The organism is Shewanella sp. W3-18-1 (genome assembly GCF_000015185.1).
GTDB lineage: Bacteria > Pseudomonadota > Gammaproteobacteria > Enterobacterales > Shewanellaceae > Shewanella > Shewanella putrefaciens.
In genome coordinates this window covers 2,079,734-2,094,919 of record NC_008750.1, presented here as the reverse complement: position 1 = coordinate 2,094,919, position 15,186 = coordinate 2,079,734, and the positions used below count along the sequence as shown (strand labels likewise).

Sequence of the window (15,186 nt, the reverse complement as noted above, 5' to 3'; positions counted from 1 at the left end):
CCAGGGCTTCTGATTATTATAAAAGTTTACTTTTGGCCTTCGCAATGAAGGATCAGAAGATTAAGTTCACGTAGGGCGACGGAGAACTTAGCAAACTCATGGATTTGCGATGTCTTGAAGTCAGCTAGCATATGGAACCATCTTTCCAATAGGGCTTGATTAGAATCAATCCATTGGGAAATCACGCTCTGGGCGTCACAGGTTGCACTGCAGGTTCTTAAGACCACTGAACTCAACGCACGTTGTTGCCAATCCAACTCTTCCCTAAAGGCTGCACGAGCCAGTGCTTGCCAATGGTTCGCCACAGGTTGAGCACTGATCTGTTCTAGGAACCAGTGTAACTCAACACGAGCACCGAGTTTAAAGTAAGTTTCAGCAACCAACGCCACTGTCTTATCTTCAGCTTGGGCAATTTGTGCAATATCTAACGCTGAGAATAAGGTACTCATGTTAGCTACTAAGGTCGCAACATCCTGTGGCACATTTTCCTTGATCAAGGCGTTGATCTCAGTTTGAATGCCCGCGGCTTCTTCTTCTACTAGATATAAATGAACATTGGCCTTAATTTGTTCAAATACAGGTTTGAAGAATGCAACGGTTTGTTCAATGCTCCACGCGCGATTGCGATGACGTAGGAACCAACGACATGCACGGCGCATATTACGGCGCAATTGGTGCAACATTTCACCTTGAACCACAGCAGGTACGATACCGTTTAAGTCAGTGATCGATTTAGTTAATTCAGCTAAACCAAACACTTCGCGAGCCATAGTGTAGCAAATCGCCGCATCGGCAACTGAGGCACCAGTCTCATCTTGCATACGTTGAACGAAGTTCAAGCCCATATCGTTGACAAGTTCATTGGCGAGTGAGGTCGCAATGATTTCACCACGCAGTGGGTGTGTCGCCATTCTGTCGCTGTATTTTTCCTGCAGTTTTTTAGGGAAATACGCGATAAGCAATTGGCTTAATAAGGTATCTTCAGTGATTTCTGGCGTCACTAACTGTTCTTTCAGCACCATTTTCGCGTAGGCAACCAGTACAGAAAGCTCTGGGCGTGTTAACGCGCGACCACTGGCTAAACGCTCAGCAAGTTCATCCTCTGAGGGTAAGAACTCTAATGCTCTGTCTAACTTGCCTTCTTTTTCCAGATATTGGATAAAGCGGATCTGCTCTTTAAGCTGCTCAGCACCACGCACTTGAGTCACAGAGATAGTTCGAGTTTGATCTTTACAGTCTTGCAGAACAATTTGACCGACTTCTTCGGTCATTTCTTCCAGTAAACGGTTACGCTGCTTAAGCGTTAGTTCACCTTCAGTCACCATAGCGTTCAGCAGGATCTTGATGTTCACTTCGTTATCTGAACAGTCCACACCACCAACGTTATCCACGAAGTCAGTGTTGATTCGACCACCATTAGCCGCATATTCGATACGACCTAACTGAGTACAACCTAAGTTACCTCCCTCGCCGACAATCTTAGCACGCAGTTCGCCACCGTTGACCCGCAGAGCATCGTTAGCGCGATCGCCAACTTCAGCATGGGTTTCACGGGATGACTTAACATAAGTCCCGATCCCGCCGTTCCAGATCAGATCCACTGGCATTTTCAGCAGTTCTTTCATCAGTTCAGTTGGGGTCATAGAGGTTTTCTCTGTGGCCAACATTTGCTTCATTTCTGCCGATAATGGGATTGATTTAGATGAGCGGAGGAAAACCCCACCGCCCTTAGAAATCAACTTGCTGTTGTAATCTTCCCAGCTTGAACGTGGCAGAGCGAATAAACGCGCCCGTTCATCATAACTCAACGCCGTATCTGGATTGGGATCGATAAAGATATGCATGTGGTTGAAAGCGGCAACTAATTTAGTGTGCTTAGACAACAACATACCATTACCAAATACGTCGCCCGCCATATCACCTATACCCAAACAGGTAAAATCAGTGGTTTGACAATCGATGCCGACTTCGCGGAAGTGGCGTTTAACCGACTCCCAACCACCTCTAGCGGTGATCCCCATTTTCTTATGGTCATAACCGTTACTGCCACCCGATGCAAACGCATCGCCGAGCCAGAAATTGTATTCAAGGGAGATCGAGTTCGCGATATCGGAGAAAGTCGCCGTGCCCTTATCGGCTGCCACCACTAAATAAGGATCATCTTCATCGTGACGTACCACCTCTGCAGGATGGACTATCTCACCATTAACGATGTTATCGGTAATATCGAGCAATGCACGGATGAACAGACGGTAACACTCTTGGCCTTCGGTAAAGAAGGCTTCACGGCCACCTTCGGTCGGCAATTGTTTACAAACAAAACCACCTTTAGCACCGACAGGCACAATCACAGTGTTTTTCACTTGTTGTGCTTTTACCAAACCTAATACTTCGGTACGGAAGTCTTCACGACGATCTGACCAGCGCAAACCACCTCGAGCCACTTTACCGTAACGTAAATGCACACCTTCAACCCGTGGCGAATAGACGAAAATTTCAAATTTCGGCAGTGGGCGCGGCATCTCAGGGATCATGGAAGGCATGAATTTAAACGAGATATAACTCTTAGGTTCGCCTTTAGCGTCCAACTGATAGAAGTTGGTACGCAGCGTCGCGTTAATGAGGTCTAAATAACGACGAATAATACGATCATCATCAAGGCTAGACACTTCATCTAAACGTAAGTTGATCTGCTCCAAAAACTTGCCCAATGTACGGGTCTTCAGTTTAGGATTGAACTTACGGATAAACATTTTAACCAACAAATCAGCGATTTGTGGGTAACGGCCAAAGGTTTCTTCGATATAGGCTTGGCTAAATGTTGCATCAATTTGACGCATATATTTTGCATAGGCACGTAATACCGACACTTCACGGCCCGTTAAGCCAGACGCCAGAATAATGCGGTTAAAACCGTCATCTTCGAGTTTCTTTTGCCATACTTGTGACAGTGCAGTTTGGAATCTGTCTTGGCTATCGGCGATATTGTCAGTGTTGACCACTTTAACCGTCATCAAGAAATCTAAGATCCAGAAGGTAGAACCATCTGAGGTCGTGACTTCATAGGGGCGCTCGTTGATCACACGCAGACCAAAGTTTTCTAGCATTGGTAGCACATCAGAAAGATGAATAGGCTCATCTTTATGGAACAGCTTTAAACGCACTTTATTGTCGTTCAGCGCCGCTTCCTGTGGTTGATAGAACAACATGCCAAGCTTGTGTTCATCGTCCAAAGCCTCTAAATGCTGCATATCCACTACAGCAGAGCTTGGCAGTACGTCTTCTTTATAGCTTTGTTCAAACGCATTGAGGTAACGCTTAGTAAGGTGAGTACCGGCTTCTTCACCTAAGGCATTGTTAAGCGCAGTGCTTAACTTATCTTCCCAAGAACGTGCCGCTTCAATCAAATTATTCTCTATCGCAGCCACATCGACATCCATATTATTGTTATCAACTTTGACAATGTAGTGTGTACGAGCAAGGGACGACTCGGAGAAATAAGTCGTAAACTCTACATCTTCTTTGCTGTTAAAGTGCTGAGCCAAAATACGCTGAGTATCCTGACGAAGTTTAGTGTTGTAACGATCCTTAGAGACATACACTAAACAGGATAAGAAACGACCAAAACCGTCTTTACGTACAAAGAGTTTTAGTTTGTCTCTGTCTTGCATTTCAAGCACACCGTGAGCAGTGTGTGCTAAATCCTCAACATTGGCTTGAATTAGCTCATCACGGGGAAGGTTTTCAAGAATATTGAGCAGGGCTTTATAGTCGTGAGAACGTGGTGTTAAGCCTGAACGATCTAACACTCGTTGCACTTTTTCATTTAGCAGCGGAATTTCACGCGGACTACGGTTATACACGTTAGAGGCATATAAACCGATAAATCTGTCCTCACCCACCACATTGCCTTTCTTATCGAAACGCTTAATACCGATATAATCAACATAAGCTGGGCGGTGGACACGACTTTTGGCACTGCTCTTGGTCAAGATAAGCAAGCTATCATCTAAGGCTTCTTTACGGGCGCTATCGGAGAAGCTAGAAAGCAGCAAACCTTGTTCTGGCTGAGCTTTAGAGTGCTTATTCATCAACCCCAAACTCGAGGCAATATTAGGCACAAGCTCAACGTCACCTTCAACACGTTTCAAATCGTATTGACGGTAACCTAATAGCGTAAAGTGATGATTATTCAAGTAAGTCAGGAAGTTAATTGCTTCTTCTAACTCTTGCTTATCTCCAGGGAATGGACGCTTAGGTAAATCTTTAATGGTTTCCGATAATTTAGCTGACATCGCAGCCCAATCATTGACTGAGGCGGCAACATCGGCGAGCACTGACTTAATTTCGCGCTCGAGCACCTTGATGTCATCGGTACTACTTTGACGGTCAATTTCAATTAAGAAAACGGCAACATGCTCAGTGCTATTTGGATTTTGATTAAGATAGGTCACTTTAGAAACATCAGATGCCGTGCGCTCAATTGCTAACGGTGTATGTAACATCAGGTGTGCAGTAATACCCATACGATTCAATGCCATACCAACTGAATCTACCAAGAATGGCATGTCAGGTTGGATAACCTCAATAATCGAGTGGGTAGATTGCCAGCCGTGTTTTGACTGGCTTGGATTGAAAACTCTGAGGTGAGTTTCACCTTTTGGGGTTTTGTTGAGAGCGTTCCATAAACTGAGAACGGCACCGTACAGATCGCTATCATTACGCGCATTGAGATCATCTTTCGACATACGGCCGTAAAGACAGGTCGCGAACTGTTCAACTTGCTTGGCTTGTGAATTAGGGACTTTAGCGTGAATTAAACTGACTACATTTTCAAGTAGTACTGAAGGCATTGCATCTTTCAAGGCCATGTTGCTGTTTCCTTAAGCGTCTATGGCAGCGCTTTTTTTCATTATTTGGATGCTTCGGCTTAACGATCTCAGAAAATTAGTGTGATCCGGATCATCGCGAAGTTTATTACTAAATCCTCTGTATTTCGAGGAAAATTTTAGTGGTACATCCTCTTAAAATCGAGTAAAGGCAGGGATACAGGATGAATAATGACCAAACAATCGTAAAAACAGACTAACTATTCAAATACAAATGGGGAGTTAAACTCCCCATTGCTAGACTCTACTTGGCTTGTCGCCAAAATACCGCGGCTAACGCGGGTAGGATAATTATTGCACCCAGCATATTTACCACAAACATGAAGGTAAGCAATATTCCCATATCCATTTGGAACTTAAGCGCCGAGAAAAACCAAGTGCTCACACCAATCGCCAAAGTCAAACCAGTGAAAATCACCGCACTACCCCGTTCGACCAAAGCTTCATAGTAAGCCTGCTGAACAGGCATACCGTTAGACAGCTTAGACGACATAGTAGATAAGATATAAATCCCATAATCCACACCAATTCCCACACCAAGAGCAATCACAGGTAACGTACTGACCGCGAGCCCAATATTAAGCTGCGTCATCAAGGCTTGCGCTAATGTTGAAACAACATATAAAGGAATAATCACCGCCACCGTCGCTTTAAAGGATTTAAAGCTAATTAAACAAAGTACAAAAACAGCACCATAGACGTATAGCATCATAGGCAATTGCGCGGCAGCAACGGCTTCGTTGGTCGCAGCCATCACACCCACAGGACCCGACGCCAGCTTAAACTGCAATTGTTCATTATCCATTTTCGCCGCGACCGCCTTCACCTTTGCCACAACGGTTTCGATGGTTTCGGCCTTATGATCTTTCATAAACAAATACACGGGCATCACGGAACAATCACCATTTAACAACCCTGATGTTGTTGGGATCTGGCCTATCGCTTGTACCAAGCTTGCCGTCGTGCGCGGCAGCACTTCCCATCTTGGATTACCTTCGTTAAAGCCCGCATTCACTTTTTTTGCAACTGAAGCTAAACTCACTGTCGATTCAATCCCAGGAGTATTGCGAACTAACCATTCAAATTCATCTATTTGCGTCAATATATCATGATAAGTACATGCCTCTGGAGTCGCTTCAACAATCACAGTCATCACATCTGTGGTAATAGAAAAATGGTCAGTAATAAAGAAAGTATCTAAGTTATACCGTGAGTCTTGATGTAAGGCGGGAGCCCCACCCTGCAAATCGCCAATTTTCATCTGATTAGCCTGCTGCAAACCAACAAAATACAATGCTGTAGTTGCGATAATCACCACAACAGCATACTTAGGGGTCGCAAACTTTGCTAAAAAACGCCAAATGGCTTCAGCACGCACTTCTTCAGCCGTCGGCTCTGCGTGTTTGACGGCTTTCAATTCAGTGAAAGAAATCACTAATGGCAGCAAAATAAGGTTAGTGAAAATAATCACACCTACGCCTAAAGACGCAGAAATAGCTAACTCACGGATAATGCCGATATCAATAGATAACAGTGTAATAAAACCAACGGTATCAGAGAGTAACGCCACACCGCCTGGGACTAATAAACTACGAAACGCCGATGCCGCCGCCGCTTTTGTCGTTTGCCCATCCATCACTCGGCGCCTAACCGCATTGATCATTTGCACACCGTGGCTCACCCCAATCGCAAATACGAGGAATGGCACTAAAATCGACATGGGATCGAGACCAAAACCGATCACCGTTAATAGTCCAAGTTGCCATACCACCGCTGTCAAGCTGCAAGCCAAAGGCAAAATAGTGAGGATCAGGGACTTAGAAAAAAGATAAACCATCACGGCCGTGATCAAAATCGCGATCACAAAAAACAGCAACACGCCCTTGGCACCGTCGGCAACATCACCCGCCATTTTGGCAAAACCAATAATGTGAATTTTAACCTTATCGGTTTCGAATTTCCCTCGGAGTTCATTTTCAAGTTGAGCCGCAAAAGCGATAGTATCCAGTGGTTTACCTGTTTGTGGATCAAAATCCATTAATTGGGCGGACACCATAGCAGCACTGTAATCATTTGCGATTAAGCGCCCAACAATCCCTGCTTTTTCAATATTATCGCGAACCGTATCCAACCCTGTTTGAGTCGTTGAAAAATCAGCGGGGATCACAGGCCCCCCTGCAAAGCCATCTTCTACCACTTCCGTAAAACGCGTTGAAGGAGAAAAAATAGATTTCACCTGCGAACGTTCGACCCCGGGGATAAAGAAGAGTTGGTCATGGACGTTTTTTAACGTATCAAAGTAATTTGCATTAAAAATATTGCCGCTTGTATCTTCAACGGCCACCATAATGCTATTCGCTCCCCCAAAATCCTTTTGATGTTTGAGGTAAGTCTGCATATAACTGTGGTTTAGCGGAATATTTTTGATAAACGCCGCATCCATTTTCAACTGACTAGCTTGATATCCCAAAAACAGTGTCAATAACGCAAAAATACCAACTACCCATGCGCGATTGCGAAATAAAAATGATTCAAATCCGTTGACCAGTTTTTCTAACATCTTCTCGGCCCTATTATTGTTGTTCTAGAATTTTATGGCTTAAGAATAAACAGCCCTTGGCTGCCGGATAACCACATATTCCCTTGATTATCTTTTGCGATAGAAACTAAATTTTCCCCTTGACGACGGGTGACTATGCTACTGGTGTCATCACTATTTAGCTGTATCACAACCCCCGCATTGCCGACTAAATAGAGTGTTTCATCTGAGATAGCCATAACCCCATTGATTGAAGATTGTACTGGCATCTCAATTTCATGCCATTGTTCCAAACTCAAATCGGTCTTAAATATATTTCCCCTCAGCCCCATCACATAGATTGCATCTCGCATTTCAATGGCATTAAACATAGAACCATCATAATCAAAACTAGTTCGGGTGAAGGTTATTCCCTTATCGTCCGATGAAGCCACTAAACCCAGTTCTCCGACTAGAATTAGGCGACCATCTTTTAAAGCGATAATGCGGTTAAAATGAGGTAATAAAGAAGCTCGCTCATCCAGATAGGCGGCTTCATCGCTACCTTTTAACTCAGCCAAATAAGCGACATCCTCTTCGGCGAGTAATTCTTCATGGAACTCGGCACGCCAATTAACGCCACCATCCCTAGTACGATAAAACAATCCATAGGCACCTATCGCCATACCTTCTCGTTCATTTAAAAACAGAATATCGAGAAAAGGCTTTTCAACCTCGCTAGATTGCATTTGGAGTTGCCATGTTTGACCGCCATCCTGTGTATGCAAAATCGTTGCGTCATGTCCAACAGCCCAACCTAATGTGCTATTAATAAAAAACACTTTAGTTAACTGAACCGATGTAGGCGTAATCACTTGTTGCCAATGGTTATCATAAACCAGTACATGCCCACGCTCACCCACCGCGACTAAGCGTTGACCCGTATCGGCAATGTCTAATATTAGTGATGAGCTAGCCAAAGGTTGAATTTGAGATGGCGGCGTAACTGATGTCGCAGAAAACAAAGAAGAACTAAATAAACAACTGAGACTGAGCGCAGTAACACAGTGAAGGATGCGAAACGACATACAAACTTCCTTAAACTAATGAGGGGCGCTTAGCGCCCCTTAATATTTGGCGATTAACGAATACCTTCACGACGTAAGGCGTCTGGGGTAAAGTTTGCTTCGCTCAATTTGGCATCAAAGTTATACATACCACTTTGGTTGTCTAAGCCCATCACCAAATAACGACGAGACTGTAAATCATGGAAAACCTCTAAAGTATTCCATTGCGTCGGTACTTCGTAATAGTTCAAACCATGGGCAACGGCGACACGGTATAACTCATCACGGTTATCATATAAATCGGCAACTGATACTTGCCATGAATCTTCATCTAGGTACATCACACGGGTTTTATAAATGTGGCGCATTCCTGGTTTTAATGTCGCCTTCACTTCCCAAACACGGTGTTTTTCCCAACGAACATACTCAGGATTAATATGACCCGCTTTTAAAATTTGGTTATATTTCAGCTTGTCTGAGTGCAATTTATAGTCATTATACGGAATATAAATTTCTTTCTTGCCAATCAACTCCCAGTTATAACGCACTGGAGAGCCGTTAAACATATCGAAGTCATCCGTAGTGCGTAAACCGTCCGAAACCGTACCTGGAGTATCAAAGGCCACGTTTGGTGCCTTACGTACACGACGCTGCCCCGTGTTATAGGTCCAAGCTTGGCGTGGCAATGCTTCTTGATCCATGGTTTCTTTAACCAAGAGGGCTGTTCCAGCCAAACGAGCGGGTTGAGTCACCACTTGCTTGAAATAGAATAAGGTGTTGTTGGCTTTTAACTGTTCTAAGGTGATCTCAGGACGCGAGTATTCAAAACGAAGCTCTTCAGCCATTTCAACCAAGGTAAAGTTCCCATCAGCGGTCGGAGCTGCTTGGCTACGAGTAGTCTCAACATCCACCCCTCGGAAACGTAAAATATGGTTCCAAATAGCCTCTAACCCATTAGTTGGAATAGGAAATGGAATACCAATCGATGCACCTGACAAGCCATTTCCTTGTGCGACTAACTCAGCGCGAGTCGCGTTTGCTTTAGTGGCATCATAGACAAACTGAGGCACGGATGCGCTTCGGCGAGTCTTGTAGACATTCATTTTGTATGTGTCAGGATAAAGTTCAAATAACCGTAGCTGACCTGGCGTTAAAAAATCTTTATATTCTGCTTTGTTAGCATTCGTAATGGTGAATTCTATTTTATCCTCAGGAAAAGGATCGGGATGATGCATTCCTTTGGTATAGCCTGCAACAGGTTGCGTGATACCACCATCCCACGCCGGAATAGAGCCATCGGCATTACCCGCTTTTTCAGCACCCAATGGCGTTAATTCATTACCTAGTTTTGCTGCATCAGCCTCTGAGACTTTCGCCATTACAACAGGCGCTGCAAGTGCCATTATGACTGCACTCGCCAATATCGTCAGTTTCTTCATTGTTTTAATCCTTTTAGATCGAATACTTGATATTGAATGAAACATAATCACGATCTGCCATCGCATTCGTCGTACCCACACCGCCAAAGAAGTTGTTATAGGACAGATCTGCACCCCAGCGGTTTTGGTAGTCAAAATTAAGACCTAGTGCAATTGATTTACGTCCTTCCGTAAAAAGGAACATAGGATCTGGTGTGATACCGTCGACGTCATGGGAGAAAATCACCCTTGGAGACATATTCACACCCGCAAATAGGTTATTAAATTCAGCTTTAGCAACAATGCGATATCCCCAAGCAAAATCGGTTGGGAATGGGTTGGTTTCTGGACCATTGTGCAGTGCTTGAATAATTCCAGGCATATCTGGATTACCACCAGAGCGCGAAGTGCCAGGTCCATTGAGACGCAGTTCATCAAAACCAGGCATATCATGGATCCACACACCACCGACTTCGGCCAACATAGTTAAGTTATCTAAACCTAATGTTGGGCCAAATAAGTGTGTTAAGGTCATTTGCGCTTGGGTCGTATCCAAGCGAATAAACCCATCAACAGTTTCTCCTGGTTTAACATCCTTTATCTGGGAAATACCATCAAGATCAGGCCGTATTCCAGCATTGGCTAACTGCTGCGGCATACCCGCAAACAACAATTCCACATCATCAATCTGCAACGGCTCATCTTGACGGTGGGCGATTTCCGCAGCGACAGAAGTATCACCAATCAAGGTGTTAAAGCTAAAGCCATACAGCTTAATATCTTCTGGGTAGACAATTTGAGCCTTGGAAAAGCTCTTCAAACTCAGTAACAGTTCGCGATTAATATTGCCTGAGTTTTGGCCTATCGTTGCCAGATCAGCTATGATAGCCCCTGTACTGAAATCAGCCGCTGTACCACTGATCAATGGTCTACGGCTATGGTAGTTCATAAAATAGAACCCAAATTCGGTCTCGCCGAGTGAAGGTGCATAATAACCCAGCTTAATACCGTATTGCCCACCGTTGCTAGGCTCTTGTTCATCCTGCACTAAGGTCACTTTGGTTGGGTAAGCTAATCCCATAGACACCAATTGTGCTGTTGGGATAGTCTGACCACTGGCAATCATTCCTGCTAAGAGTTCATACTCTTGCATCACGAAGTCTAGATTAATATCTGGGTTCGCGTTAAAGCCAAGCTGTGCATTTTGGGCATAACCACCAAAACCCGCAAAATCATTGGTCGCAAAAATGGAGCCTGGCGTTGGAACCCAAATGGGTTGCCAATCGTATTGATAGAAAGCTTCAACTGTTAACGAATCAGTGATCCCAAGGGATGCCCACACCATGCCTTGAGGTCTAAAAGCTTCTTTCAACTCTGCGCCTGGTGCGTTAAGGATATTTAAATCAACAGCGTTAATTTCACTGATCCCATGGGCAATTAACGTACTTTCCCCCCATGAAACCACTTGGTTACCCAAACGAATGGATAAAGGGTTTGCACCATCGTTTAAATCGAAATTACCGTAAACAAAAGCATCAAGTAGACGAATATCCTTACATTGAACTTCAGATGCTCGGTTATCATCACAAGGATCAAATGCTTTACCTGTTATCGGGTCGTTGTAGTCATAATTACCGTCGTTTAATTTACGATCGTAAAAATACATACCGCGGGCAAATAGGCCATAGTTTTTATACTTAAGTGATAACTCATGTAAGCCTTTGAAGATCTCAGAAGTAGTATCACCCTGAGAATAAAGTAAATTACTTAAATCGTTGTTACTTGAATAAGAGCCTGGCTGAGCCCAGATCTCTGTAGAGGTATACTTAGTATTCCCAAATGCGCTGTAGTTAGACCAATCAAATTGAGGCTGATTCACTTTACCAATTTGACCAGACCAATCACGGTCTCCAACACGCCAACTCGCGCCAGCAGTCCAAGTTGAGTCAAATGTTCCCTTAACCTCACCCCAATCAAATGAGACTGCATTAACACTTGCCACTGTTAATAAACTCAATGCCGACGCCACCCCCAAAGCAAGCGCCGACTTGTTAAAGCTATTTTTAACCATTTTCATTTTAGCTCTCCGTACCCTGCTGGATTCTTTGTTTTAGGAATTACAACCAACATCTTGTTAGCTCACAGGTAACATCATTGTTACAGCAATTAATCCCCTTGAGCAAGGCACTATTAGAGAAAATTTTCTAAAGAATTAAGCACGTAGACATGTTTATGTCATAGATTTGTCAGAGAGGATTTAAATTAGAAAAGGGTAAGACAAAAGGCTGAGGGCAAAAAACACTAAAAAATCATAATATTCATTAACATAAAGAGCGACAAATTGTTACTTCATAAAATGTATATTCATCCACCCGTTTAAAGTAATTGCTCTAAGTAACAATAAATAAATATGAATTAAACACGATTTAATGAAACAAATTGTCCCTTATCATCGACAACTAATTTGAAATAGCCGTGGATCCCGTCTTCTGTTAAAAAACGTCGAAAATGGCGCCCATTGATCCATAATATTCGACCTTGGCTTTCGCGTACTTCCACTTTATCAGCAATACCCTGATAGTAAGGCAAAAAGTCTCGATAGCTGATCGTTAATTTGAAGTAAAATTCCATCAATAAATGGGGCGACATACACTGCCGCCCTCCTCCTACAGAATCCTAATTTGCCAACGCTTTAGATACTTTCTCATACATATCTTTAGACAAATCGGGCAACGCTAAGAGCTGCGCTAAGCAAGCCTTAATATGCATTTGACGTGCTAAATCAAATTTACTGAATTGGATTAATGGTGTCACCATTCGTGCAGCCACCTGAGGATTGAGTTGATTTAATGTGATTAAGCATTCCGTTAAGAAAGCATACCCCTTTCCATCGGCACGGTGAAATTGGTCAATATTGCCTGCGGCAAAACTGCCAATGAGTGAGCGTACCCGATTAGGATTGCTCATACTAAAGCTGCTGTGTTGTTGCAATTGACGTAAACTATCAATGACATCATCTGCATTACGCGTTGCTTGCAACATAAACCATTTATCCATCACTAGCGGAGTATCTCGCCAACGCTGTTCAAATGTTGCCATTAATTCACTTCGACAAGGCAAATCACCAACATTCGCGGCCATTAAAGCACCGAGGGAATCCGTCATATTAGTCGCGTTTTCAAACTGGGATATGACAAAATCTTCAGCGCCAACGGAAACTCGGCTCATCCAATTTAGACATTGATTCTTAAGAGCGCGAGCCTGAGTACTTTCCACGGTCAACAGTGAACGATAAAGCGCAACTAACTCATCTTCACAATATGAGGCAAGTTCAGTTAATACAAACTCCCGAGCACAGACTAATGCATCTAAATCAACGGTTTCAACCTGCTCAATCAAGGCTGATGCGGATGGAATAGCTAAAATTTCAGCAATTAAAGCCTGATCTAGCACAGTATCAAGCAACACACCCTTGAAGCTATCACGCACCCTCTCATCCAGAGTCATCGCTTGCTGCTGTTGTAGATGAGTAACATTCTGCCAAATAGCTTGGCTTACCAAGGTGACAGAGGCTTCCCAACGCGCAACGTCACTGCTGGCAAAACGCATCAAATGGACTAAATGTTCGACACTAAAGTTATAATGCAATTTTACGGGTGCTGAAAAATCCTGCAGTAATGAAACTACCGGTTTATGGCTTAATCCTTCGAAACTGAAAACCTGCTCTGCCTCTTTAAAATCAAGTACTTCATTAACTAATGACACTCCTTTGGTATCTAAGAGTTCAATGCTGAAGGGAATATGTAATGGAGATTTACAGCCCGCTAATGTCTGTTTAAGACTAAGCTGATAAGTACCTGAATTTGCATCAAAACAGTCTGTTACCGTCACTATCGGGGTACCTGCTTGGCTATACCACAAACGGAATTGGGTTAAATCAACTCCGCTGGCATCTTCCATCGCAGCCACAAAATCATCACAAGTCACAGCTTGACCATCGTGACGTTTAAAATACAATTTCATTCCTGCCTGAAATTGAGTTTCGCCGAGCAAAGTGTGCATCATTCGAATCACTTCGGCACCTTTGTTATACACAGTGACAGTGTAAAAATTATTCATTTCAATCACTGATTCAGGACGGATCGGATGGGACATTGGGCCTGAATCCTCAGCAAATTGCTGATTCTTGATCACTTTAATTGCGTGAATTCTATTTACCGCCCGTGAACCTAAATCGGAACTAAATTCCTGATCACGAAATACGGTTAACCCTTCTTTTAAGCTTAACTGAAACCAGTCACGGCAAGTCACCCGATTTCCCGTCCAGTTATGGAAATACTCATGCCCGACAACTGACTCAATACCGTGGTAATCTTCATCCGTAGCAGTCAAGGTATCAGCAAGCACATATTTGGTATTAAAGATATTTAAGCCTTTGTTTTCCATGGCTCCCATATTGAAAAAGTCGACGGCCACTATCATATAAATATTTAAGTCATACTCGAGAGCAAACCGTGATTCATCCCAAGCCATCGACTTTTTAAGAGACGCCATCGCATGGTTTGCTTTATGTAGATTACCTTTATCAACAAATACTTGAAGTATCACTTTGCGATGACTACGGGTGATAAATTCATCCTCTAGCATATCAAAATCCCCTGCGACCAAGGCAAACAGATAAGCAGGTTTCGGAAACGGATCTTGCCAGCACACATAATGGCGCCCACCCTCTAATGGCCCTTGGTCAATTAAGTTGCCGTTACTCAGTAAAAATGGAAATGCCGCACTATCCGCTTCTATTCGCACAGTATATTTGGCAAGTACATCGGGACGGTCGAGAAAATAGGTAATACGCCTAAAACCTTCTGCTTCACATTGAGTACAGTAAGCACCATCGGACATATACAAACCTTCAAGGCTTAAGTTTGCCTCAGGATCCAGCTTAGTCACTATCGCCAACTCAAACTCATCGAGGGTGGTTTCAAGAGTTAAGTATCCAGCACCGACTTGGTAAGGCACAGCTTCGCCATTGATAGTTACCGATTCAAGAACAAGATCATCACCATCAAGCGTTAAGGGATGTGTATGTGATGAAGTACGTTTAACAGTACTTGTCGCTTTAACACGCGTGTTTTTACCCGCTAAGTCAAAGACTAAATCAATGGTATCAATAGTGAATAGCGGGGCTTGATAATCTTTAAGGTACTTGGCTTGTGCTTGCGTCATTTCGATCCCTTTAACTCTGAGCTTAATAAGAAAAACGCGCCATAAGCGCGTTTTAATACGGGGTATAT

The 15,186-nt window shown here is 43.5% G+C and carries 7 protein-coding genes; all 7 read right to left on the bottom strand.

Annotation, left to right across the window (positions count from 1 at the left end; genetic code table 11):
• Nucleotides 1-26: 26 nt before the first annotated feature.
• The 7 genes from SPUTW3181_RS09455 to pepN all read right to left on the bottom strand — a co-directional run bounded on the left by SPUTW3181_RS09455 (nucleotide 27) and on the right by pepN (nucleotide 15,118).
• Nucleotides 27-4,871: an NAD-glutamate dehydrogenase gene (locus tag SPUTW3181_RS09455; RefSeq protein WP_011789146.1), complete on the bottom strand. Its 4,845-nt coding sequence runs from the start codon at nucleotides 4,869-4,871 to the stop codon at nucleotides 27-29.
• Between the two features lie 262 nt (nucleotides 4,872-5,133).
• The gene (locus SPUTW3181_RS09450) at nucleotides 5,134-7,449 is read right to left on the bottom strand and encodes an efflux RND transporter permease subunit (protein WP_011789145.1); all 2,316 of its coding nucleotides are present in this window, start codon (nucleotides 7,447-7,449) and stop codon (nucleotides 5,134-5,136) included.
• A gap of 32 nt (nucleotides 7,450-7,481) precedes the next feature.
• Nucleotides 7,482-8,495, bottom strand: a complete 1,014-nt coding sequence (locus SPUTW3181_RS09445) for a WD40/YVTN/BNR-like repeat-containing protein (RefSeq protein WP_011789144.1) — start codon at nucleotides 8,493-8,495, stop codon at nucleotides 7,482-7,484.
• A 53-nt stretch (nucleotides 8,496-8,548) separates the two neighbouring features.
• Nucleotides 8,549-9,913, bottom strand: coding sequence for a DUF1329 domain-containing protein (locus tag SPUTW3181_RS09440; protein WP_011789143.1), 1,365 nt, complete (start codon nucleotides 9,911-9,913; stop codon nucleotides 8,549-8,551).
• Between the two features lie 13 nt (nucleotides 9,914-9,926).
• The gene (locus tag SPUTW3181_RS09435; protein WP_011789142.1) at nucleotides 9,927-11,969 is read right to left on the bottom strand and encodes a DUF1302 domain-containing protein; all 2,043 of its coding nucleotides are present in this window, start codon (nucleotides 11,967-11,969) and stop codon (nucleotides 9,927-9,929) included.
• 338 nt (nucleotides 11,970-12,307) lie between these two features.
• On the bottom strand, nucleotides 12,308-12,523 hold the full coding sequence (locus tag SPUTW3181_RS09430) for a DUF2835 domain-containing protein (RefSeq protein ID WP_041408373.1): 216 nt from the start codon (nucleotides 12,521-12,523) through the stop codon (nucleotides 12,308-12,310).
• A gap of 45 nt (nucleotides 12,524-12,568) precedes the next feature.
• A complete protein-coding gene (pepN, locus tag SPUTW3181_RS09425) occupies nucleotides 12,569-15,118 on the bottom strand; it encodes an aminopeptidase N (protein ID WP_011789140.1) in 2,550 nt (849 codons plus the stop codon).
• Nucleotides 15,119-15,186 lie beyond the last annotated feature (68 nt).

What these genes read in the sequence shown, in the direction of transcription:
- SPUTW3181_RS09440 (WP_011789143.1), bottom strand. Translation starts at nt 9,913, where the DNA reads ATGAAGAAACTGACGATATTGGCGAGTGCAGTCATAATGGCACTTGCA.
- SPUTW3181_RS09445 (WP_011789144.1), bottom strand. Translation starts at nt 8,495, where the DNA reads ATGTCGTTTCGCATCCTTCACTGTGTTACTGCGCTCAGTCTCAGTTGT.
- SPUTW3181_RS09435 (WP_011789142.1), bottom strand. Translation starts at nt 11,969, where the DNA reads ATGAAAATGGTTAAAAATAGCTTTAACAAGTCGGCGCTTGCTTTGGGG.
- pepN (WP_011789140.1), bottom strand. Translation starts at nt 15,118, where the DNA reads ATGACGCAAGCACAAGCCAAGTACCTTAAAGATTATCAAGCCCCGCTA.
- SPUTW3181_RS09450 (WP_011789145.1), bottom strand. Translation starts at nt 7,449, where the DNA reads ATGTTAGAAAAACTGGTCAACGGATTTGAATCATTTTTATTTCGCAAT.
- SPUTW3181_RS09455 (WP_011789146.1), bottom strand. Translation starts at nt 4,871, where the DNA reads ATGGCCTTGAAAGATGCAATGCCTTCAGTACTACTTGAAAATGTAGTC.
- SPUTW3181_RS09430 (WP_041408373.1), bottom strand. Translation starts at nt 12,523, where the DNA reads ATGGAATTTTACTTCAAATTAACGATCAGCTATCGAGACTTTTTGCCT.